The 24,075-nt window shown below is 39.4% G+C and carries 23 protein-coding genes and 1 tRNA gene; 4 read left to right on the forward strand and 20 right to left on the reverse strand.

Annotation, left to right across the window (positions count from 1 at the left end):
* The first annotated feature begins 45 nt into the window (after positions 1–45).
* Entirely contained in the window at positions 46–1,236 is a 1,191-nt protein-coding gene (locus AAEU30_RS20165) for a flagellar assembly protein T N-terminal domain-containing protein (protein ID WP_421962093.1), read from the forward strand.
* Here the strand turns inward: AAEU30_RS20165 and AAEU30_RS20170 are convergent.
* Positions 1,220–2,122 (reverse strand): LysR substrate-binding domain-containing protein, encoded by a 903-nt coding sequence (locus AAEU30_RS20170; protein WP_087533804.1) that lies wholly within the window; start codon positions 2,120–2,122, stop codon positions 1,220–1,222. The two genes, AAEU30_RS20165 and AAEU30_RS20170, sit on opposite strands and share 17 nt — an antisense overlap.
* Positions 2,123–2,236: 114 nt before the next feature.
* Here AAEU30_RS20170 and AAEU30_RS20175 point away from each other — a divergent pair, with 114 nt between their 5' ends.
* The gene (locus AAEU30_RS20175; RefSeq protein WP_087533752.1) at positions 2,237–2,965 is read left to right on the forward strand and encodes a glutathione peroxidase; all 729 of its coding nucleotides are present in this window, start codon (positions 2,237–2,239) and stop codon (positions 2,963–2,965) included.
* Between the two features lie 124 nt (positions 2,966–3,089).
* On the forward strand, positions 3,090–4,538 hold the full coding sequence (locus tag AAEU30_RS20180; RefSeq protein ID WP_087533753.1) for a dihydrolipoyl dehydrogenase: 1,449 nt from the start codon (positions 3,090–3,092) through the stop codon (positions 4,536–4,538).
* 466 nt (positions 4,539–5,004) lie between these two features.
* On the opposite strand, the gene AAEU30_RS20185 is transcribed toward AAEU30_RS20180, so the two are convergent.
* From AAEU30_RS20185 to rppH, 18 genes are all read right to left on the reverse strand, one after another.
* Positions 5,005–5,520 carry a hypothetical protein gene (locus AAEU30_RS20185; protein WP_421962094.1) on the reverse strand — a complete coding sequence of 172 codons (516 nt, stop codon included), beginning with the start codon at positions 5,518–5,520 and terminating at the stop codon, positions 5,005–5,007.
* Positions 5,517–6,407, reverse strand: coding sequence for a hypothetical protein (locus AAEU30_RS20190; protein ID WP_421962095.1), 891 nt, complete (start codon positions 6,405–6,407; stop codon positions 5,517–5,519). Before AAEU30_RS20190 ends, AAEU30_RS20185 begins: the two co-directional genes overlap by 4 nt.
* A gap of 114 nt (positions 6,408–6,521) precedes the next feature.
* Positions 6,522–6,596: transfer RNA gene (locus AAEU30_RS20195), tRNA-Arg, on the reverse strand.
* 173 nt (positions 6,597–6,769) lie between these two features.
* Positions 6,770–7,444 carry a FlgO family outer membrane protein gene (locus tag AAEU30_RS20200; RefSeq protein ID WP_421962096.1) on the reverse strand — a complete coding sequence of 225 codons (675 nt, stop codon included), beginning with the start codon at positions 7,442–7,444 and terminating at the stop codon, positions 6,770–6,772.
* A 7-nt stretch (positions 7,445–7,451) separates the two neighbouring features.
* Positions 7,452–8,126, reverse strand: a complete 675-nt coding sequence (locus AAEU30_RS20205) for a FlgO family outer membrane protein (protein ID WP_421962097.1) — start codon at positions 8,124–8,126, stop codon at positions 7,452–7,454.
* Between the two features lie 12 nt (positions 8,127–8,138).
* Positions 8,139–8,732, reverse strand: a complete 594-nt coding sequence (locus tag AAEU30_RS20210; RefSeq protein ID WP_421962098.1) for a FlgO family outer membrane protein — start codon at positions 8,730–8,732, stop codon at positions 8,139–8,141.
* A gap of 51 nt (positions 8,733–8,783) precedes the next feature.
* Positions 8,784–9,401 carry an SPOR domain-containing protein gene (locus AAEU30_RS20215; RefSeq protein ID WP_421962099.1) on the reverse strand — a complete coding sequence of 206 codons (618 nt, stop codon included), beginning with the start codon at positions 9,399–9,401 and terminating at the stop codon, positions 8,784–8,786.
* Positions 9,402–9,419: 18 nt separating this feature from the next.
* Positions 9,420–12,359 (reverse strand): hypothetical protein, encoded by a 2,940-nt coding sequence (locus AAEU30_RS20220; RefSeq protein WP_421962100.1) that lies wholly within the window; start codon positions 12,357–12,359, stop codon positions 9,420–9,422.
* A gap of 9 nt (positions 12,360–12,368) precedes the next feature.
* Positions 12,369–13,178: a fimbrial biogenesis chaperone gene (locus AAEU30_RS20225; RefSeq protein ID WP_421962101.1), complete on the reverse strand. Its 810-nt coding sequence runs from the start codon at positions 13,176–13,178 to the stop codon at positions 12,369–12,371.
* An 8-nt stretch (positions 13,179–13,186) separates the two neighbouring features.
* A complete protein-coding gene (locus tag AAEU30_RS20230; protein WP_421962102.1) occupies positions 13,187–13,654 on the reverse strand; it encodes a DUF4402 domain-containing protein in 468 nt (155 codons plus the stop codon).
* Between the two features lie 20 nt (positions 13,655–13,674).
* Entirely contained in the window at positions 13,675–14,268 is a 594-nt protein-coding gene (locus tag AAEU30_RS20235; protein ID WP_421962103.1) for a DUF4402 domain-containing protein, read from the reverse strand.
* Between the two features lie 120 nt (positions 14,269–14,388).
* Entirely contained in the window at positions 14,389–15,012 is a 624-nt protein-coding gene (locus AAEU30_RS20240; RefSeq protein ID WP_421962104.1) for an SPOR domain-containing protein, read from the reverse strand.
* Positions 15,013–15,102: 90 nt separating this feature from the next.
* Positions 15,103–15,984 carry a UTP--glucose-1-phosphate uridylyltransferase GalU gene (galU, locus tag AAEU30_RS20245; RefSeq protein ID WP_421962105.1) on the reverse strand — a complete coding sequence of 294 codons (882 nt, stop codon included), beginning with the start codon at positions 15,982–15,984 and terminating at the stop codon, positions 15,103–15,105.
* Positions 15,985–16,083: 99 nt separating this feature from the next.
* Complete coding sequence (locus AAEU30_RS20250) at positions 16,084–16,935, reverse strand: thymidylate synthase (protein WP_290209345.1); 852 nt, start codon at positions 16,933–16,935, stop codon at positions 16,084–16,086.
* Between the two features lie 10 nt (positions 16,936–16,945).
* Entirely contained in the window at positions 16,946–17,749 is an 804-nt protein-coding gene (gene lgt, locus AAEU30_RS20255; protein WP_421962106.1) for a prolipoprotein diacylglyceryl transferase, read from the reverse strand.
* Positions 17,750–17,761: 12 nt separating this feature from the next.
* Positions 17,762–18,571, reverse strand: coding sequence for a sulfite exporter TauE/SafE family protein (locus AAEU30_RS20260; protein ID WP_421962107.1), 810 nt, complete (start codon positions 18,569–18,571; stop codon positions 17,762–17,764).
* Positions 18,572–18,652: 81 nt separating this feature from the next.
* Positions 18,653–20,923 carry a phosphoenolpyruvate--protein phosphotransferase gene (ptsP, locus tag AAEU30_RS20265; RefSeq protein WP_421962108.1) on the reverse strand — a complete coding sequence of 757 codons (2,271 nt, stop codon included), beginning with the start codon at positions 20,921–20,923 and terminating at the stop codon, positions 18,653–18,655.
* Between the two features lie 8 nt (positions 20,924–20,931).
* Entirely contained in the window at positions 20,932–21,453 is a 522-nt protein-coding gene (rppH, locus tag AAEU30_RS20270; RefSeq protein ID WP_087533779.1) for an RNA pyrophosphohydrolase, read from the reverse strand.
* Between the two features lie 529 nt (positions 21,454–21,982).
* Here rppH and mutH point away from each other — a divergent pair.
* Positions 21,983–22,654, forward strand: a complete 672-nt coding sequence (gene mutH / locus AAEU30_RS20275) for a DNA mismatch repair endonuclease MutH (RefSeq protein ID WP_421962109.1) — start codon at positions 21,983–21,985, stop codon at positions 22,652–22,654.
* Positions 22,655–22,746: 92 nt separating this feature from the next.
* On the opposite strand, the gene eno is transcribed toward mutH, so the two are convergent.
* Positions 22,747–24,045: a phosphopyruvate hydratase gene (gene eno / locus AAEU30_RS20280; RefSeq protein WP_421962110.1), complete on the reverse strand. Its 1,299-nt coding sequence runs from the start codon at positions 24,043–24,045 to the stop codon at positions 22,747–22,749.
* Positions 24,046–24,075 lie beyond the last annotated feature (30 nt).

The raw sequence follows: 24,075 nt of genomic DNA on the forward strand, positions 1-24,075 counted from the left end.
GCATATTAAAGGTAATTAACCAATATTTTGGCGTGGGATCTTACGATGAAAAAACTATTAACATGCGTTGTTACAGCTTCGGCTTGGCTTGCATTGAGCGTAAGTACCAGTGTGAATGCACAATGGTTTGAATCTACCGGCCATGCCAGCATTAAAAATAATGATATAGCCAAAGCTAAATCTGTCGCGATAAAAGATGCTATAACCCAAGCATTGGTGTTTTCAGGAGCTCGTGTTAGTTCAATGCAAACCCTTGTAGATGGCGTACTTACCCAAGATCAGCTAAAAATAAACAGCCATGGTGAAATACAAAAAATTGAAATGATCAGCGAAGACAGACACGGCGATCAATTTGCAATCACCCTACGTTTAGATATTTTTCCAGAACAAGAGCAGTGCCCTGCCAGCAGCTTTAATAAGTTTGTGGCAATTACACAAACCCAACTTAAACACCGTGAGCAGGCCCGCATGGGTCAAATTTTTGACATAAATAAAGCCACCAGCGAAAACCTATACAATACTTTAAATGAATCACCAATAAGCACACGCCCTACTGCCTATTTTAATTTCCCTATACGCGTAAGTGAGTTTTTTACTCAACAATACGATTACAGCAACGCTCTACTTGAAGAAATTGCCTCTCGCAGTAATTCACAATATGTATTACTGAGTCAAATTGTTGATATATCAAATAGTGATAAACTAAATAACAGCTACGCCTTTTGGCAAGATGAAACCTATAAGCGCGCATACAATGTTGATTTTGTATTATTTGATGGCACCACCTACGAACGACTTTGGCAAAAAAGCTATCGTGGTCAAGGTATCTGGCCGTTTGAAAAAACTGATTTAATTGATGTATATGGCGAAAAGTTCTGGGGCTCAGACTACGGACAAACCATTGCCGATATAAACCAAACCCTCAGCTATGACCTACAAGCAGCCATGGCATGCCTTGAGACCCAAGGTAAGATATTACATATTGAAAACGACAAACTGGTCATTAATCTTGGTAAAGCTCATGGCCTTGAAAAAGGGCAAATATTAAATATTGCCCATCATAACTATTTAACTGATGCTGCAGGTAATAAAATGCCTAATTTCATTACCACACTAAACCAAGTACAAGTTGAACAGGTATATCAACAAAGCGCCGTAACCGTGAGTGTTGATAAACAACCTTTACCAAATATTCAGATTAACGACGTTGTCGAGCTTGCTACACTATCGCTTTAGTTAATTGTTTGCGTAAACTTGGGTGCTCACTTAGCCACTTTGCCAACAACTCAACACCCGCTAAGTGCGGATAATGCTTACGAGATGCTAACACCACGCTGCGCTGCTGAGTTGGAAATATAGGCAAATACTTAATTCCGTCGCGCTCAGCTGCTGCAAGCTTAGGCACAAAAGTGACCCCATCGTCCATGGCAACCAAAGCTAATAACGTTTCTAAACTATTACCTTGATACTCATTCGATACATCTACTCCTGCCGCAAAGCAAAAACGCTGAGCCTGATCTTTAAAACAATGCCCATCGCTGAGCATTAATAAGCTACACGTTTTTAACTCATCTAACGCGACCTTACTACGCTGAGCAAGTTTATTTTGCGTTGACAAGGCCACTAAAAAGTCTTCTTTATATATATTAACTGTATGATAAAGCTTAAGTTCAGACACATCTGCTAGTATTGCAATGTCTAGCTCACCATTATCAAGTGCCGCTAGAATAGTGCTGGTTTGCATTTCAACAAAGGCAAACTGACTATCAGCAAAGGCTTCTTTCATTGAGGTAAGTAAAGTAGGTAATAAATACGGCGCAATAGTTGGGATAATACCTATTTTTACCCTACCCTGTAATGGGGCGCTCGATGTTGCCGCTAGCTCTTTTAGTATTTGGGTTTGCTCTAACACTAACTTTATCTGTGTCAACAAACGTTCACCTTGCATAGTTAAAGTAACTTGCTTAGTAGAACGGTCAAATAATGTAACGCCCAATTCTTGTTCTAGCTTTTTAATTTGGCCACTCAACGTTGGCTGACTAACATAACAAGCGTCTGCCGCTTTACGAAAATGTTTAAAGTGGGCAACTGCTTTTACATATTCAAGATCTTTTAAATTCATAGTAAGCTCAAACATAATAGGTAATACCTATCATGGTAATACAAATAAACGATTGGAGCTATTACAAGTTTCACGACATAATGGCTATCAACAAATCAAGAGGAACTAAAAAACATGTTAAACAATATTGAAGGTCAAACAATTCCACAAGTTACATTCGCAACTCGCGTAAATGATGAGTGGAAATCAGTAACATCAGACGACATTTTTAAAGGCAAAACTGTTGTTGTATTTTCACTACCAGGTGCATTTACACCAACGTGTTCATCAACTCATTTACCACGCTACAACGAGTTAGCAGGTGTACTTAAGCAAAATGGTGTTGATGACATCGTATGTTTATCAGTAAACGATACTTTTGTAATGAACGCTTGGGCTCAAAACCAAGAAGCACAAAACATTACCTTACTACCAGATGGTAACGGTGAATTTACAGACGGCATGGGCATGCTAGTAGATAAAAATGACCTAGGCTTTGGCAAACGCAGCTGGCGCTATTCAATGCTGGTTAAAGACGGCGTGATTGACAAAATGTTCATCGAGCCAGATTTACCAGGCGACCCGTTTGAAGTATCAGACGCAGACACTATGCTTGATTACATCAATCCTGAGCAAGTAAAGCCACAAGCAGTAAGCATATTTACTAAACCTGGTTGCCCATTCTGTAGTAAAGCAAAAGCGTTACTAGAAGAAAAAGGCTTAGTGTTTGAGGAAATCACCATGGGTGCAGGTGCATCTTTAACAAGCCTTAAAGCCATCTCAGGCCGTGAAACCGTACCACAAGTATTTATTGGCGGAACGCACATTGGTGGCTCTGACGATTTAGAAAAATACTTTGCTTAATTAAGTAATCCTTTAAGCACATGATTAGGGGCATTAATGCCCCTACTTTTACCTTTTTACGTACCCATTTTATTAACTTATTTAAAACCAGTTTTTTAATAAAATTGGTATTGAGGACATCACCATGAAAGAACTAAATACAGATGTTGTTGTAATTGGTGCTGGCACTGCCGGCCTAAGTGCATACCGTAACGCAAAACAACACACACCAAACGTATTAATGATTGAAGCAGGCCCATACGGCACTACCTGTGCGCGTGTTGGCTGTATGCCTAGTAAATTATTGATTGCAGCCGCTGAAGCCGCTCATTCAATCGAAACAGCACCGGCATTTGGTGTACATAGTTCAAAACCTACCATTAATGGTGTTGAAGTAATGGCACGGGTGCGCAATGAACGCGACCGCTTTGTAGGCTTTGTGGTTGAGGCCGTAGATGAAATTCCAAGTGAAGATAAAATTCGTGGCTATGCAAAGTTTCTCGATGCCAACCGCGTTCAAATTGACGACCACACAATTATTAATGCAAAACGCTTTGTTATCGCAACGGGCTCACGTCCTGCTTACCCTGGCGTATTTAATAACTTTGGCGATAAATTAATAATTAATGACGACGTGTTCGATTGGCAAGACTTGCCAGAATCTGTTGCCGTGTTTGGCCCCGGCGTTATTGGCCTTGAAATTGGCCAAGCTTTGCACCGTTTAGGTGTTAAGGTAAAGCTATTTGGTGTGGGTGGCGCTATAGGCCCTATTACCGACCCTGTCATTAAAGATTACGCCAACACTGTATTTGCAGAAGAATTTTTTGTGGATACCGACTCAAATGTGTCTGATATGCAAAAAGTCGACGATAAAGCGCAACTTACTTATGTTGACAAAAACGGCGACAAGCAAACCGAACAATTTGATTTTGTACTCGCCGCTACCGGCCGCATACCGAATACCGACAAACTCGGACTTGAAAACACAGGGATTGAGCTAGATGAACGAGGCGTACCAATTGCCGATAAACACACTATGCAATGTGGCGATTCAAACATATTTATCGCCGGGGATGCCAGTAATATGATCCCTCTATTACACGAAGCAAGTGACCAAGGCACCATTGCTGGGCAAAACGCAGGACGCTTCCCAGATGTGCGAAACGGCTTACGTCGTGCTTCTATTGCAGCGGTATTTAGTGACCCACAAATCGCGATGGTAGGCGAAAGCTACAAACAAATAACAGAGCGTTTAGGTGAATGCGGTTGTTTTGAAGCCGGCGAAGTCAGCTTTGAAAACCAAGGCCGCAGCCGTGTAATGCTAAAAAACAAAGGCCATATGCGAGTATACGCAGAGCAAGGGACTGGCTTATTTATTGGCGCTGAGTTTATCGGTCCACAAGCCGAGCATATAGCCCATTTACTGGCATGGGCAGTACAAAACAAAATGACCGTACCACAAATGCTTGATATGCCATTTTATCACCCAGTGATTGAAGAAGGCCTGCGTACCGCCCTTCGTGATTTAAACGCCAAACTTAAATTTGGCCCAGATATCATAAACCACTGTATGGAATGTGGCCCAGGCGCTTAAACAAATACGCACACAACAAAGGAAGCCTCGGCTTCCTTTTTTATTATCATGTACTTTGAGTTAAATGATCACTTTATCACCGTGACTTGGCGGTGTTGAAGTAACAATAAACTCAAGATCAACGTCACCATAATTACACAACTGATGAACAACTCCCGCGGACACATGCAAACCCTGCTGCGGGTTTTATTCGCGCAATAAAGTGTAAAACAATGAATGTGAAGATAGATATCACAACTAAAATTAAAAGAGTTAGATTCGGTTAATTATTGATTGCAGGTTAACTGAAGTATGATGTCTGAAGTCAAGATTTGCCTCTCCAGGCATTAGCTAAAGCTCTAAACTAAGCTTTAGTTCATATCAAACTCTAAGGCAAAGCTAAAAATCATCTTTAGCTAACCACTTGCCAGAATGGCAAAAAGATCTAACTTGGAGCTCTGTAAATAACTGTACTAGCTGAGTTTAACTATTTTATATATTTAGAAAATTCTTTTTGCAAAAACTCAGGCCACAGATGACTGTTCTTTCCGTATCGTTTCACAATATTTTTAAACTCTTTAAGTTTCTCTACTTTAGTACCTTGCTCTAAAAGATCTTCATAAACCCCATAGTAATGCTGGCTAGAACTAATAAATCTTTTTTCATCCTTAGTTTGATTTTCTCTTTCTGCACACAAAGCTAACTTTGCATATAGCTTGTGCAATTTTAAAGATAGAAAAGACTTTTGAATTTCTTCACATTTATGAGAAAACGTCGAATGATTTAATTGTTCTAATTGTGGAATGAAGTCTTCTTGACAAACTTCCTCAAGTTCGTTGTATCTGCCAGCTTTCTGATAATATGGCAATACTTTTAAGATATCGGCTTCTGATGATATTCCACTTTGAAAAGCCAACAATAAAATTTCTATCGCTTCATCAAATAACCCCTCTTTAGCTTTAGTCGTTGCGAGTTTTAGTTGATTCATATTAGTGATCATCATTGATTACTATTCCCTTTCCTATTTTTCAATATATTATTTAACAGCTCTATCGTAAGCTCTTCTCTCGAAGTTATATCAGGTTCACCAAGAGGAAGGTTGATTTTATATGAATGGCTTGTTATTCCATCACTACAGTCAACTTTTTCATAATGTATGTTCTCGGCTATTACTTTTGATGCTAATTGCTCAGCTTTAAAAAATAATTTGCTAGTTGGAGAAAAAGGGAAGTAAATAAAAAAGTTATTAAATTGGCAATATAAAATATAGATAATGTGATTATCAGACGTTTCTCTAGTTAATTCGATTTCCATTTTTATTGGAAAGTTAGCATCAGGCATTCTGTACCCACACCAAAAAATAGGAAAATGATTAAAGCTTTCAAAATTCTGATTTGATCTCAACCATCCAATAGCAGTATTAAATTCTTTTAATTTTTCATCTGGAAGAATAGATATTAAACTCTTTAAAATTGCTTTGTAAACTTTGACCATATCAAAAGTTTGTGAAGAAAAATTTAATGAGCTTTTCTCTGAAGGTTTTTCTTGTATTAATGTTATGAATTGATCGTCACCATAAATTTTACTGCCACCTTTTATATAATTCGGCCGATAGCCTTTCTTGCCTCTTAATCGAGTAATAATCGTTGGGGGTATAAAATTGCTTAAGTCTTTCTCTATTTTTGAAAATCTAGCATTGCACTCATCACATTCATTAACTGTAAATATGCTTTTATTGCCAAGAAACTCAGGAAAGGAATGGGCCCTTTTTTTATTAAACTTCACATCATTTAATTTGCAGAACCTACATAAAGAATCTCTTTGACCAACCTCAACTGTTGGAAATAAATTATAATTATGCTGTATATGACTAAATACCTGCTCAAACAAAAGCTAATCCCTTAACTTGCTAAAGTTTATATTCTCACTCAAATAAATATGCTACGTATGTGCTACACAGAAAATATAAAAGCAGAGAGAAAAATCGTAATTCATTGATTTTATTGGTAGCCCCTGCAAGAATCGAACTTGCAACTGCCCCTTAGGAGGGGGCCGTTATATCCATTTAACTAAGAGGCCACATTCGAGCTTCGAGCTTCGAGCTTCGAGCTTCGAGCTTCGAGCTTCGAGCTGATAGCTGATAGCTGATAGCTGATAGCTGATAGCTGATAGCTGATAGCTGATAGCTGATAGCAAAAGTATAACGGTTTATCCTATTTACAATCAAGCAGTTAAATGAACTTAATACAAGGCTAGTTAATACTCGCGCGTTTGAGGTTTATATCATCGTTTTTTAACACATAATACGGCAATACTTTTTGGCTGCTGGCGATCACTCGCTTGCTTTGTACATCTATCACTCGGGTGTTTACCTCTACCCCGCTGCTGCGATAAATTAACGTGCCTGATAATACATGGCTGGCGATACGTTTGTTGGCTAGGTTTTCAATATCACGAGAAAACACAAAGTCGCCACGTTCGTTAACTAAAATTTGATCTGTGGTTTTAAAATCAACCACCCCGTAACCAAACTGCTGGAGTTGATGAATAAACGACTCTGATAATTGGTTACCTAATTGGCTACTGTTATTCAAGCTTGCATCTAAATCTACAAACGAGGTAACAGCAATCGCAATGTCTTGCTCTGACTGCATTGTATCAACCAAATCCAGCGCCATTTGTTCAACATAGTTGACCAAAGTTTTATGGTGCTTTAGCGGAGTAAACTGGGTTGAATCTTGATATTGCTGTTCGTCATTTAGTTGTGCTTGGCGAATTAGCTGATTTAAATCATAGCTGGGAGCTGTAACTTGTGCGTTATCAACCTTTGCCTGCTCTGGACTCGTGTTATTTGCATTACAGCCCACTAACAGCGAAGCCGTTAGGCTTAAGCTAACAATTGCAGCATGTTTAGTTAAAAATGCCATACTCGTCTCACTCATTCGCTTGTTTAAGCATTACGCCATCGGTGCGATAACTGCTGTCTAGCGCATCAACCACTGACTGTGGAATAAAACCTTGCGCAGAGCCCACCACTGCTTTACTGGTTAAACCTACGATACGGGCATTCACTAATACGCCACCTTGGTGGTTTACCATAGTACCGGCCAACACATAGTTAAAGTTTTGGTCTTGGCTTAGCTCTAAATAGTCACGGCTAAATACAAAGTCACCGCTTGGTGTTACCCGCATATAGTCTGTGGTTTTAAAATCAATCACGGGTACACCAAAGCTGTGTAATTCGTGCATAAAGCTTTCAGCTAGTTGATTACCTAATAAAGTGCCATCGTTATATTCATCATCAAGATAAATAAAGCTCGATACCGCTAAAGGCGTTTTCGTGTTTACGTATTGCAGATTCTCGGCCATATCTTGCATTATACCCCGCACGTAATGGTTGATATTTTTACGTGTTGGGGTCGTTATTTGGCTGCTGTCGTTCATTACTGCAGTATTTTGATAAAGCGAAGTTGTTTGTCCAGGTTCAGCAACTGTGCGCTGTTTTGCTAACTGAGGCGAATTATCTTCAACAACGGTGCTGTTGTCACCCATCATTTGCGAACAACCAAAGCCCAGTGGCAAACATAAAGTAAGTAATAAGCGTTTCATAAGGGCTCCTAATTAGTATTCACTGCGATAGATATAACCATCGCGTTGCTGAATTTTTTCATCACCCCACATTACATTGATAGGGATCTCAGTATTTGCCGCAGACGTAATTACGTTATCTTGCGTATTCACCATGCGGGCGTTAACAATATAGGCATGTTGTTGCCGCGTAAGTGTGCCGGTGATCACATAGTCAATATTCTGGCGTTGACGTAATTTTGAAATATCTCTGCTAAGCATACTATCGGCAGAAGCTGATAAATTTATAGTGTTTTCTAGGCGGTATTCAATAATGTTATACCCCAGCTGGGTGAGCTGCGTAATAAGGCTTTCTTGAATTTGCTGACTAAGGCCAGCACCTTGCCCTTGAGCTAGGCCTGTTTCTAGAGAATCAGCTAGATAAAAGCTAGTAACAGCAATGCGTGCCGAGCTTTTAAAAGGCCCTTTAATATGGCTCAACTGAGTGCTTAAGTCACTAACATACTGATGCACAGTAAACGGAGCCATCGCTGGGTTTTCAATAGGGCTTTGTCTTGTATCTGGCTCATCACCAGTCAAGCTACAGGCTGTAAGGCTGATTGAAAGTAAAAGTATTATAAGGCGCATATTTGCCATCCTCTTGATGCATGGCAGATACAAAGCAATAATTATGCCTATTTATAGTTTGATGGGATTGTCTGTGAAATGACTAACGATACAGCTGACTTGCTGTTGCTTTAATTTATCACAATCAGCTTGGGCATTTTTTTGATATTGATAAGCACCAAGTTTAAGTCGGTAGTAAGTAACCCCGTTAACATCGACAGACTCTACATTTGCTACAAACTTGCCTTCAAATAATTGTGGCGCTGCATTTTGGATGTCTGCAGCACTTTTAGTTAGCCGCACCTTTTGTGTTACTGAAGCAACTTGTAGTGCATAAATAGGTGGCGTCGTAACCCCTGGCTTTACTATTGTTGCTGGTGCAGTTACTTCTGGCGAAATAACTTCTGGTTGTTTAGCAGCAGTAGATTCCTGCGCTACAACGGCATTAAGTTGATTAATTAATAACTTGAGATCTTGTTCAATAACAAGTAAACGTTCAATCCCTGGTTTTGCTTGCTGCCACTGAGCTGCTGATTCTTTTAATTGCGCAAGCTCGGTTGCTGAAATACTTACCACTTCTTCATTGGTAATTTGGCTTTGTTTATTTCCAGCATCTGTACTGTTGCAGCCAACAAAGGTAGTGCATACCAATAAAGTTAATATACTTTTAAAAATATGTCGTAACGCCATCAAAAGCTCCCTATTTTATTAATGTGTTATTTGTTGGGCCTTAACTGTGCAATTTAAGCCTTTATTTTTTAGGTTATTACATGTGTTTTCAAGTTTTGTAGAAGCATCTACGGCATAGCCAATAGCTAATACATAACGCTCATTCTCTTGCAAATAGAACGCTTCATTTAATGATTCAGGCTTTAAATGCTGTTTTATTAGCTGAAAATACGCTTTCAAAAACGCTAATGAAGAAAAGCTACCCGCGTTAGCAATGTAGCCTGACGCCTTTACTTTTTCAGTTAAAACAAAATCAACCCCCATCACAACGTCGCCCTGTGGGGATAAATTAACAGTTATATTCTGCGTTTCTTTTAAGCCTTTATTATCTTTGTAATTATCTTCAATAACAGCTTGGTATTCGCCAGGTCTTAAATCAGTGAAAAGGTAGTAACCATCGTATGCTGCCTGTGTTTGCGCCACTTTGTTACCTTGTATGTCGAGTAATGCAATTTTTGCATAGGGCTTAACTTCATTTGCTTCTCCCTTATGTAAATACACTACACCTTCCACTTCACTTGAATTATTAATTGGATAATCCATATATTCAATAAACCCTGCGCGTGGAGTAATTGAAAACCCTTCATGGGCTGGTACTAAAAAGGGATCTGGAAAGCTGTCTTTATCTAGCACGATATCTGTAGTGCGATTGGCCGGCATTGAAGTAAGTAACGCAATACCTTGTTCATCGGTAATTGCTTGGCGGTAGTTTTGTAAACCTTTAACCTTAACACCAGCAACGCCCTGCTCACCTTCGTCCATGGTGCCATTGTTATTTTGATCTAAAAATACCCTGAGCATTAGAGTGCCTGTTGTGGTTAAGCTTTGCTTTGAAACAAAATAGTGATTATTTTGAGTATCAAAGCCTAAGCTAAAACGGCTATAAACACCAAGTTGCCAGTTATCCTGACTATCGTAATTAATGTTACTGGTGACACTAAATTTATCACTTTGCCAACTTAAGCCCAAATCAGCAGATTTAAGATCATTAATACGTGAATCTCGCAAGGTTAGCTCTGCTTGTAATTGACTTGTAATACTACGATTAAATTCAGCCTCATAACTGGTTATTTCATTTACAGGATATAAAGTATAATCGACTCCAAAACGGCTATAAATACGCCCTAAGCGGCCTTGTAATCGGGAGGTACCATCGATTAACTCATTATTATTGAGCTCTCGCCATTGTAGTTGGTTACTCAAAGAAAAACCTGAATAAGCATAGTTCAATCTGTTTTGTGCTTGCTTATAAGTACCTTGGCTATCAGAGTCTTGATATAAAAAGTTATTCTGATAATTTAAGCGACCATACCTACTTTGTATTAACTCACCAGCCATATCAAATTGGTAACTATCATATTTTGTATTCGTTTCGTCGGTTCGGTTAATGGCACTAAATAGCAGTGATTGCTCAGCTACTTGACTTCTAGCTGTAAATTCAAGCTCTTGCTCATTTTGATTGTTTTGCTCGTAATCTAAATTTAATAAAAGTCTGCTGAACAAACTTAAATTAGTTCCTATTGATACATGCTGTAAGTCATCAGTCTCTCGTTTTTGTCCAAGCGCAGCTGTATATATAGAAAAATCATCAGTAATACCTTGCTCATATCGCCCCGCAACTTGCCAACCAGTGTTGTTATTAAAGTTAGAGCTGCCAAGTAGTTTTTTTCCTTGCTCTGATACTGATAGCTCATAAAAACCTTCACCTTTTGCAAGTTGGTTACTATCAATAAAGTAGTATTCGTTTTTACGTTCAACTTGTCCTTGTGGGCCATAAAAAATTAGCTCGAAATTATTTTCACCGTAATATAAATCCACATCATCAAAAACATATCGCCCATCAGATAGGCTAAGCTGCTGCGCAATCAATACGCCATTACGGTAAAGTTCAACGTCCCAACCTAATTGAATAGCTCCACTTAAATTAATACGATTACTATCAAATTGCTGACTAAGTTCGCGATTAGAGAATTTAAATCCCCGTCCATATTGACTATTATAACGGCTTCCAACTTGAGTCGCGATCACATCGCCAAATTCAAGCTCTGTGACGCCCAGCTCACCAAGTAAATTACCTTGTGCATTTTGTTTAGAAAAGGTTATTCGTGAATCAGTTAATAAATCGCTCTCGCGGCCGGATAGAAAATACTCTGTAGATAAGTAAGCAAAATCTTGAGCGCCAAGTAATGAGTAACTCGCCCTATTTTGGTTTTTATCAGCACTATAATTTAATTGTAAATCAGCCACTGGCGAAGAAATAGCTTGGTACGGACTTGCCTTCCAAGGTAATGTTGGTTGTGATTTTCGGTTTGTTTTATTAAGACTTCTGTCTTTGCGTAAACGTTGGAGTTCCAGCGGGAGTAACTCTTCACTTTTGAGATAGACTTCAAGATCTGCAAAATCAACATTAAATTCAATTCCAAAAGCGCGCTCTAAAACATCAATCTCAATATAAATATCGTCATCAATATTCATATCAGAGTCAGTTAGTTGCAAAACCCCTTTTTTCGTAATCAACGCATTATCTGCCAATTCAAATGACTGTTGATTACGATACCAACCTTGCGCTGAGCCTGTCGATATATCAACATCTATTGCAAACTGTAGAATATCAGCAAGCCCAGATAATCCTAGTTGGACGCCTTTTTCACTTTTGAGCGCAAAAGCTTCACCCAAATAATAGTCATTTAAATACAATGAAAAGAGTAAAAACTCACCTGTAGCTATTCGTTGTTGTGAATCAATAGTAGAATTTGGCGAGGGTATTAGCGCAATATTAGCCGTTGTAAGCTTATTTTGGATTGATTTCAGCGTATCTAGCACATCATTAACTGTAGGCTCAGACTTACTAGATACACTGATGCTAAAAGCTAAACTTAGCCCTAGTATTAATCTTAAAACACTATTATGAGTTTTCATTCACACTTATTAATCTAGCATGCTAGCCGAAATAGCTAGGGTGTACTGCGCAAATATGACGTCAGCATACTCATCTGCACCAGTGTATTTAAATGATACGCTACCAGGCTTAGTAATATTTTTATCGCTAAACAAGCTTAATGTGACATCTGCATTTTTTACGTCAGAAAAAATACTTAAATTGCCAATTTCGGCAACTTTTTCCTCAGGGCTATTAGCATCACTTTTATAATACGCACTTAGCTTTCCATAACTACTAAATTTAGTGCTACGGTTCATTTTTAAGTTAAATTGCATACGTTGAGTGTCAGTTTTTTTAATCACTTTGGCCTGCTCAATAACCACCGTTGGCAACTCCGCATTTTCACGCATTACCACTGGAATGCTATAACTCATGATCATATTAATTTTTATCGAGCTTTTATTTTTCGTATTTTCGTTGGGTAAAGCTTGAAATAATAAGTGTGAGCGGTACTCACCAGCAGCAAGATCTTTGGGCTTTCTAATTGCAATCTTCACCGTTTGTTTTTCACCGGGTGCTAAACGCATTTGCTTTGGTGACAAACGTGTCATAGAGCTTAAGCTGGTATCAGTAGGTTCAGGCAAGGTAATATAGCCACCTGTTGCTGTAGATTGCTTTTCACTCCAAATCACACGGTATGTTTTGTATTCTTTACTAGTATTTATCACCGTCACTTTAGCTGTACGCTGACGTTCATCAAAACTTATGCGGGTTGGTGAAATGAGAAGATCAGCAAGTGCGTTCTGGCTTAATAATATAAAGCTGAAGACCAGCACTAGGGTTAACTTGTTGAACATTTAAATCCTTAATAGTCCACAGAGATTTCGAGGTTTGTCGTTGAAGAGTAATTACCATCTAAAAATTGTTTACTGCTTGTATTTATCTCAAGCTTGCCGCCAATAAACACCTTCGCTTCACCAAACTCATTACCAACTGCATATTTAGGAAAGCCATTTAAACTCACCTTAAAATCAGCGCTAGTACTACCTTTAGTGTCATGCTGTAAAATGGCTGGTGCAACTAAATTCATAGTGACTCGGGTCCCCGTAGGAATACCCGTTAACAAAAGCTCGGCTGGACGACCATCTTTAAGGACATAAATATCCCCAGTGGTATTTATAGTACCGTCGTCTTTTATAATTACAGAGCCGAACTGTTCACTGTTTAAAACAACTAAAGTGCCAAAATCCAGCGCTTGCTGCTCAATACTGGCAGCTTTAGCCCAATGCGAAGCAAAAGCTAAAAACAAGGTCAATAAAGAGCAAAAGCGCATGATACAGTCAGCTATCTATATTAATAAGCAACTTCAAGTTGAAAGTTACCAGTGTAGTCAGTGTCGCGGTACGCTTCTGAAGAAGGAGTGGACGCAGTAGAAAGAGTTGCACCAATATTGAACTCCACACTCCCCTCTCCATCAGCGGTTAAATATATACTCGACCCATCATAATAATTACCTGAGTTTGGTCCGCTCGTAATAAAATACTTCCAACTACCAACAGTGAAATTAGGTTCATTTAAACCTTGACCATCAGAGTTCAATTCACTGGCTGTTGGATCGGTAATTGACAAACGTGCATTAGGTACTACTTCTGATACAGTAAAAGAAGCAGGGGAACCTTGTGCAATAATAGAAATAATGGCTGGTTCACTATCAATTCTTGACGATGGTATAGTTGCATCTGGCTCTGGGTTAATCGTTAAGGTTGCCTGATTAGTACCTGTGGAGTCCGCAACAGCACGAATAGTACCAAAATCTAAATCATTGCCTTTTTCTAGAACTACAGTATTTTGTACTTTAACCGTTGCACTAAAGCTCTCGCTTGCTGCATAAACACTAAAAGAACTAACAGCTACAGCAACTGCAAGTAAAGTAGAAGATAATTTCATACTAAATCCTTATAAAAGATGGGACATTACCCTATGTTGCCCCTATCTTATTTATTATCGACACTTAGAACAATTACTTTAAGCTTAATTACTGAAAAATAAGATAAGATGACTAAAATTTTAAAGTGGCTGACCAACAAAAGGAGCGCTTAAACATCTTTGCCCCATTTTTTGTGCTATTAAGCAAAAAGCATTAGCTTGCGTATAGTCTTTGAAGGGGCCTACCCGTAGGCCATACAAAGTGACGCCTTTATTTTTACGCTCCGTCATTACAAACCCTAATTGGCTAAATGCCTGAGGGTATTCACGATAAAGGCGAGCGATTTGCGATTTTACCAGTTGCGGTTTTAAATAAAGCCCTAATTGTGCGCCAGGTAATGCGTCGTTTAAAAGATTAGACGGTTGATTAGTCGTTTTTGGGATTGTATTGCCTTGAGGTTGTACAGCCATATTATTTATTTGATGCACCACGTCAACGCTCTCTGAGCGAAGCTCTACTGGGGTTTGCGCTAATTGAGAGTTTGACGATAGCGCCATAATTAATAGCTTTAGGTCGCCTTCCATTTCAGCCAAACGGCTTATACTATCTTGCTGCTGCTGCCATTGTTCAACATATTCTTTAACTTGCTGATCAGAGATAAGCGAAGGTTTATTGTCAACTTGGTTAGTATTGTTATTAGCGCAGCCACTTAAAGCGGTTGTTACTAAGATTAGAGCTGGCAAAACACGCTGTTTTATATGCATTTTCAATTAGCTTTTAGAGAACAATATAGTTTATTTTAAGCAAAAAAAGTGCCATTAAGGCACTTTTTTAATACATTATTTAAATGATATTTATTTTACTAAGTCTTTAATAAAATTACTTAAATCATCTTTAAATTCATCACGTCGAAGCGCGTATTCAATTGTCGCTTTTAAATAACCCAATTTACTACCGCAATCATGGCTACGCCCTTTAATAGCGTAAGCAGCAACAGCTTCTTTTTCCATTAGCATCGCGATAGCGTCAGTTAATTGAATTTCATCACCTGCGCCTGCGGGGGTTTTAGCAAGTAATGGCCAAATATTTTTACTTAAAACATAGCGACCCACAACAGCAAGGTTTGACGGAGCTTTATTTACAGGAGGCTTTTCAACCATATTTAAAATAGCAGCACTTTGCCCTTGAGTAATTTTTTCATCGCCTAAGTCAACCACACCAAATTTATCAACATCTTGCATAGGCACTGGCTCAACCATTATTTGGCTTTCACCGGTTTGCTCAAAATGGGTGATCATCTCAGCAAGGTTATCTTTTTCTAGGTTACTATCATACTCATCAATGATCACGTCGGGTAATATCACCACAAAAGGTTCATCACCAATAATCGGTGCCGCACAATTAATTGCATGGCCTAAGCCTTTAGCTTCACCTTGACGTACATGAATTATAGTTACATCTTTAGGACAAATAGCCTGAACTTCGGCCAACAATTGCCGCTTCACTCGTTTTTCAAGCGTGGCTTCTAACTCAAAGCTGGTATCAAAATGGTTTTCTATTGAGTTTTTACTTGAGTGCGTAACCAAAACAATTTCTTTAACGCCAGCAGCAATTGCTTCGCTCACTACATATTGAATTAGCGGTCGGTCAACAACGGGTAGCATTTCTTTTGGTATAGCCTTTGTTGCTGGCAACATACGGGTTCCTAGGCCTGCAACAGGGATAACAGCTTTCATTCGTCTCTCCTTAAGTGGGTATGATTCTGGTTGGTTAAAACCAATGTCATTTTAGCAGGCTAATTTGACCACTGGCTTAACACAATCAGAGTTACCTAATTATACTGAAAATGGGTATTTAATCGCATCATGGCATTGGTAGCCAATCACTTCAAAATCATCTCTGGTTACCCATGTTTCTATGTCTTCTAATGTTTTTATTTTTGGATTGATATGTAATTGCGGTGAGTCAAATGGCTCACGCTTTAATTGCACATCACGCATTAATTCTAGCTGATTTTCATAAATATGCGCATTAACAATTTTATGATACGCCTTACCTGCTTTATGCCCAGTAATTTGTGCTACTAAAGCAAGCAAAACAAAACATTGTATTTGATTAAAGTTCAAACCTAGTGGTACATCACAGCTACGTTGATACGATGTTAGATAAAGCGTATCACCCAAAAGTGAGAATGTATGCGTGTGCATACAAGGGCGAAGGCAACCTAAGTCAAACTCACCGGGGTTGTAGAAGGTGACTATTTCGCCTCTGTCATCAACACCGTTTTTAAGGTTATCAATTACTTTTTTCAACTGATCCAGAGGCGTGCCATCTGGGCGTTGCCAATCACGCGCTTGAACGCCATAAACGCGGCCCATGTCATCTTCACCTTTACGATTAGGATTATTAAGCCATGCTTGGTTTTCATTGGCATTAGCATCCCAAGTCATACAGCCTATGTCACGAAACTGTTCTGCACTACTGTAGCCTCGTAAATAGCCTAAAAGTTCTGCAATGGCAGCTTTATAATAGCTTTTACGTGTGGTGATCATTGGGAACTTGTTATTCGCTACATCGTATTCAAGCTCAGCGTTAATAACAGTTAAGCAACGTGTTCCGGTACGTTTATTTTCAACCCAAATGCCTTCATCAACTATGCGCTGACATAATTCTAGATATTGTTTCATTGTTTTCTTCTTAGGCCTTTTTTGCAGTCACTGGTTGTGGCTTGTTATAAGCCCATAATATCAAACCAAGGCCGCCAATGATCATCGGTAACGATAAAATTTGCCCCATAGAAATAAATCCGCCAAATAAACCTAAATGTGCATCAGGTTCACGGAAATACTCAATGGCAAAGCGAAACACGCCATACCCTAATAAGAATAGTCCACCTACACTGCCTGCCGGGCGTGACTTTTTAGTAAACAAGTAAAGGATAATAAATAGAACAAGGCCTTCAAAAAATGCTTCATAAAGCTGCGATGGGTGGCGTGCAAGCGGCCCTCCAGTTGGAAATACCATCGCCCAAGGCACATCTGTTGTGCGTCCCCAAAGCTCACCATTAATAAAGTTACCAATTCGCCCTGCTAATAAACCCACTGGCACCAATGGAGCAACAAAGTCGCCTACCGCTAACAGCTGCTTTTTACGTGTCCAGGCAAATACACAAATAGCGGTGATCACACCCAGCGTGCCACCATGAAATGACATGCCGCCTTGATCGATTCTAAATAGATACAATGGATTTTCTAAAAAGTAGCTAAATTGATAAAACAGTACATAACCAATTCGGCCGCCTAATATAACCCCGAGCATGCCGTAAAAAAGTAAGTCGCTTACTTCTTCTTTTGTCCATCCTGAATTAGGCTTTTGTGCCTGACGATTTGCCCACCACATGGCAAAAGCAAAACCAATTAAATACATTAAGCCGTACCAGCGTACGCTCAATGGGCCAACCGTAAAAATAATCGGGTCGATTTGTGGAAACTCAAGAGCCATAAAAATTAAACCTTAACTAAACACCATTTGAAGTGCGATGATAACCAATAATACTGCGAACGCTTTTTTAATCGTCGCAACGGGTAAATAATGAGTTGCTTTTGCGCCAATAGGTGCCATAAACCACGAAGTGATCACTATACCTAATAACGCGGGTAAATAAACAAACCCTGCAAAGCCATGTGCTAAATCTGTCACTTGCCAGCCGGCCGACACATAACCAACCGAACCGAATAACGCGATAACAATACCGCATGCGGCAGCACAGCCAATCGCTTTTTTAATATCCACTGAAAAGTGGTTAAGCAGTGGTACTATAAGCGCGCCTCCACCTATGCCTATCAAACCTGACAACCCACCCATTATTGCGCTGAACGCACCGATAATAGGCCCACTGGGCATTGCATGATTACTTTGTTCCACTTTACGTGTTGAAAGCACCATACGAGTAGCAATAAACACAACACTCGTTGCAAATACACCGCGTAGCAATTGCTCTGGGATATAACTGGCTGCAAACCCACTAATTAGCGCACCTAAACCGACCCCGCCCATAACCCATGGAGCAATTTCCCAAGGCACATTATTATTTTTATGATGAGCAAGTGCTGAAGAAGTAGAAGTAAATAATATAGAGGCTAGCGATGTAGCAATAGCAATCACCAGTACGTGCTCTGCGGATGCGACTTCAAATTTTACTAGCAATACACTTAATACAGGCACTATGATCAAGCCACCGCCAATACCAAGTAACCCTGCTAAAAAGCCGACAATGCTTCCTAGTACTGCACAGCTTGCGATCAATATAACTAAATCATGCATAGCACACTCTTATAAATAAAATGTTATATGCATATACTAATGTATTATAAAGTATGTTCACAGCTAAAAATGCAGCCCTGGCTAACTATGGTTTGGTGTATAAAATAATTCGCCAAGATCATGCTCAATCATAAAGTTTCGTGTTAATCGCAGTACTTGCTTTGCAGTTGATTGCGCTAAGCATTGAGTTAACAGTGCTTCCATATCAGAGACTTTTAAACGCCTGAGTACCCATTTTACCTTGCTCAATGAAGAGTTATTCATACTTAAACGACGATAACCCATAGCAATCAATAGTATAGCGCCTTCTGGGTCGCCCCCAAGCTCGCCACATAAGCTTAAAGATAAATCATATTGTTCACACTCATGCGCTACTTTTTGTAACACTCGCAATACGCCAGGATGATATGGGTTAAATAAATCTGCAACACGGGCATTTGAGCGATCTACTGCTAATAAATACTGAGTTAAATCGTTACTGCCCACAGAACAAAAATCAACTTTTTTAGACCATTCTGGCATCATAAATACACTTGAAGGTACTTCAAGCATCACACCCACTTCAGGCCGATCTATGACTTGTTCAGGGTATTGCTCTTCAAGCTCAAAATAAGCTTGCTCTAACAATGCTAAAGACTCATCAACCTCTTCTGTGCCACTGATCATAGGGAGCATTATTTTTAAATTACCTAAGCCAATATTAGCTTTAACCATGGCTTTTAATTGATCTAAAAATAACTCTGGGTGATCAAGAGTGACACGAATACCTCGCCATCCTAAAAATGGGTTTTCTTCAGTTATATCAAAGTAATCAAGCACCTTATCGCCACCAATATCTAATGTACGCATGACAACTGGTTCAGGGTGGTAACTTGTAAGTACTTGACGATACCAATCTTCTTGCTCAGCTTGTGAAGGGAACTTACCCTTTTGCATAAACCACGCTTCAGTACGATACAAACCAACACCATCGCACACTTTGGTATTGGCTGTTTCAGTATTCAAATCTAAACCTGCATTTAACAGCAAGGTAATTTGCTCGCCATCTAAGGTAATTGCATCACACTCTTCTTCTGCAATGAACTTATCGTTGAGTAGCGTTTCTTGATATTTTAATTGGCGGTATTCGTCTTGCAGCATTTGCGAAGGAGAGATATATAAACGCCCTGCATAGGCATCTAAAATCATCAACTTAGCGTCTAACTGTAACAAAGGTATATCTTCAATACCCCAAATTGCCGGAATTCCCATGGCTCGCGTTAAAATAGATGCGTGACTATTAGCTGCACCATTTACACTGACAACACCTGCTAAATGCCCTTTAGGTACCTCAGCCAACATAGCAGGAGTTAAAGTATTGGCTATTAATATTGTATCTTTCGGGTAACTCTTTGCTGCATGCTCAGTATTTACTAAGTGGTGCAGTACACGTAAGCCTATATCTTTAACATCAACAGCCCGCTCTTTAATGTACGGGTCTTGCATGGCATTAAATTGTGCTATTAGTTTTTCAATGACAATTTTTAAAGCACTTTTCGCACACCAGCCTTGTTGTAGCTGCGCCTCTACATTTTGCCCTAAACTTTTTGCATCTAATAATTGCTGGTAAACATCAAACACAGCAAGTGCTTCTTTAGGAATAGAATCACTGAGGGTCATTGATAGAGTATTAAATTCTTTGCGCGTAGCAGAAACAGCTTGGCTAAATAAGCGCTGTTGCAACACAGTATTATCGTCTTTTTTAAGCTCTATTGACTTAAAATCAAGCTTAGGAATGACCACATAAGCGTGTCCGATTGCAATGCCCGGAGCGCTTGAAACCCCTTTTAAGACCGAAGTTTGGTGAGACGACTCATCTTGGCGTAAAACTTCTTTGATTTCAGCATGAGCCAGTTGTGAGGCCAACTGAGCTGAGAGAGTAATTAAAAAAGACTCTTCGTCTTGACTAAATACCCGGGCGATTTTTTGTTGTACAACAATAACGCCTAAAACTTTCTTTTGATGAACTACTGGCACTGATAGAAAAGCGTTATAGCCTTCTTCATTTACTTCGGGGGAGAGTTTAAATCGCGGGTGAGATTTAGCAAATGCAATATTGATTGGCTCTTCACGTTGCGCTACTAAACCAACTAGGCCTTCTGTAAAGCCAATTCTAAATTTACCAACTGCCGCCGGGTTTAAACCTTGAGTTGCCATCAAGACAAAGTCATCTTGGCTATAGTCGGCAAAGTAAATAGAGCAACACTCGGTTTGCATGGCCTCTTTCACCATTTTAACAAAGCACGCTAAAGCACTGTCCAAATTCGCCTGCTGCGATACGGATTCTGCAATAGCTCTGAGTGTTGCTAGCATAGCTGTCCTTATCTACCTTTATGTCGCCATGAATCTTTTGACTGCTCACGCTTATTAAACGGCATTGCGAACGGTGCAAACTCTTTCATGACACGCCGATATACATCGCGTTTAAATGATACAACCTGACGTACAGGATACCAATAACTCACCCAGCGCCAATCATCAAACTCTGGATGGTGTGTTTTTAGTAAGTCTACATCTTCGTCTTTACAACGAAGTTTCAATAAAAACCATTTTTGTTTTTGCCCAATACACACCGGACTCGAGTCGCGGCGGATTAATCGTTTGGGTAATTTATAACGTAACCAATGTTTTGAACTTGCGACTATCTCTACATCTTCTGGACGCAAGCCGACTTCTTCGTGTAATTCACGGTACATTGTTTGCTCTGGCGTTTCACCATTGTCGACACCTCCTTGCGGAAACTGCCAAGAATGTTGACCATAACGCCTAGCCCAAAAAACTTGTCCCTGATTATTGCAAATTACAATTCCGACATTGGCACGAAAACCTTCGGCATCAATCACCTTAGTGCCTCATTTGTAAGTCGATTTTTAACGATTGTTCCACATTAGCCGCGCTACGGCAAACACTATTGTAATCAACAAGAGATGAGCAACAAAGTTAACAGCTAATTTGTGTGTTATTTAATCATCAATTTATTTTAGTAACAGTTTTATATCAATATAAATAATACTGCAACGGTTTTACGCACCTTACCCACAGCTTGTGCATAACTTTGACTTACTACGGTTATTTTGCAAACAAGTCCACAATAAGTGATCTGAATAAACGCCTTTTCCACAGATTCTGTGGATAACGCTGTTTATATATCTGTATTTATCCCCGTATACATTTTATTTTAATATTGCTCATGTGATTAAAAAACAACAAAATGCTTTAAGATCATAACCTTAATTATGCTTTAAAGGGCTTCGACATAGTTAAAATCCCACCAAACAAACAGCGAACAAAAAACAGTCAAAGGCAAAGATATCCACGAATAAACTGTTTTGCTATCATGGCAAGCGAATTTATACAATAGAATTAAGCACCATGCGAGCGATAAAACCACAGTCAATCAATGAATTAATGCAACGAGTCAATAACATTGCAGGAATGACATTGGGTCAATTGGCGCAACAGTATCAATTTAAAACCCCTGACGATTTACTACGCGAAAAAGGCTGGACAGGCCAACTTATTGAATACGTACTTGGTGCAACAGCGGGTTCAAAGCCCACACCTGATTTTGAAGAACTAGGCGTTGAGCTCAAAACGCTACCTATTTCCTATAAAGGCAAACCACTTGAAACTACGTTTGTATCAGTTACGCCTCTACTGAATGTGACCGGCATGACATGGCAACAAAGTCATGTACGACAAAAACTAAACCATGTGTTATGGCTGCCTATTTTAGGTGAACGAGACGTCATTCCCTTTGAACGAACCATTGGCAGTGGCTTTTTATGGCAGCCAAGCGCTGAACAAGATGCGCAATTACAACGGGATTGGGAAGAGCAAATGGAATTAATTGCCCTTGGGCGCATTGATGAGATCTCAGGTCATTTGGGTGATGTAATGCAAATACGGCCAAAAGCAGCAAATAGTAGAATCGTCACCGATGCTATCGGACCAAATGGTAAGCTCATCAAAACCCTCCCCCGCGGGTTTTATTTAAAGACCAACTTTACTGGGGAAATCCTAAAGCGACAATTTCAGCTTTAAAAATAAACTAAAGCGCAATATAAAATTACGCCTAAAAACAAAAATCCCCGCCGGAGCGAGGATTTTTAAACGTTTTATCAGATGCTAAAGAATTACTGACCTTTAACTTCTTTTAGACCATTAAATGGTGCTTTTGAACCTAGTGCTTCTTCAATACGAAGAAGTTGGTTGTACTTAGCAACACGATCAGAACGGCTTAATGAACCTGTTTTGATTTGGCCTGCAGCAGTACCCACAGCAAGATCAGCAATTGTTGCATCTTCTGTTTCACCTGAGCGGTGAGAGATAACAGCTGTAAAGCCTGCATCTTTTGCCATTTTGATTGCTGCTAACGTTTCAGTTAGTGAACCAATCTGGTTAAATTTAATTAAGATAGAGTTAGCAATACCGTTGTCGATACCGCGTTTTAAGATCTTAGTATTTGTAACGAACAAGTCATCACCTACTAACTGAACTTTATCGCCCATTAGTTTAGTTTGATGCGCGAAGCCATCCCAATCAGACTCATCAAGACCATCTTCGATAGAAACGATTGGGTATTGTTCAGTAAGTTGTTGTAAGAATAAATTAAACTCTTCAGATGTGAACTTTTTACCTTCACCTTTAAGGTCGTAGATATTTGCTTCTTTGTCATAAAACTCAGAGGCAGCACAATCTAGTGCTAAAGTGATATCTTTACCAAGCTCGTAACCCGCATTAGCAACAGCAACTTTAATTGCCGCAAGTGCAGCTTCGTTAGACTCAAGGTTTGGAGCAAAACCACCTTCATCACCTACTGCTGTAGAATGACCATCGGCTTTAAGTACTTTTGCAAGGCTGTGGAATACTTCAGCACCCATGCGTAGTGCTTCACGGAAGTTAGCAGCGCCTACAGGTTGAATCATGAATTCTTGAATATCAACTGAGTTATCAGCATGCTCACCACCATTGATGATGTTCATCATTGGTAATGGCATAGAGTAAACACCTGGTGTACCGTTTAGGTCAGCAATGTGCTCATATAACTCTACTTTTTTCGATTGTGCAGCAGCTTTTGCAGTTGCAAGTGAAACAGCTAAGATTGCATTGGCACCTAATTTTTCTTTATTTTCAGTACCATCTAAATCTAGCATTACTTGGTCAACAGTGCTTTGCTCTAAAGCGTTTTGGCCTTCTAATGCGCTATTAATTTCGTTATTAATATAACCAACTGCAGTTAAAACACCTTTACCTAAGTAACGTGCTTTATCACCATCACGTAATTCTAGTGCTTCACGAGTACCTGTTGATGCACCAGATGGTGCAGCAGCGCGACCCCAAGAACCATCAGCTAAATGTACATCAGCTTCAACAGTAGGGTTACCACGCGAATCCATAATTTCGCGACCAATCACTTTTACGATATTTGACATCTCGATTCCTCTTTTCCCAAAATGGTGAGT

The sequence above is a fragment of the Pseudoalteromonas mucoides genome (genome assembly GCF_049257175.1).
Classification (GTDB): Bacteria; Pseudomonadota; Gammaproteobacteria; order Enterobacterales; family Alteromonadaceae; genus Pseudoalteromonas.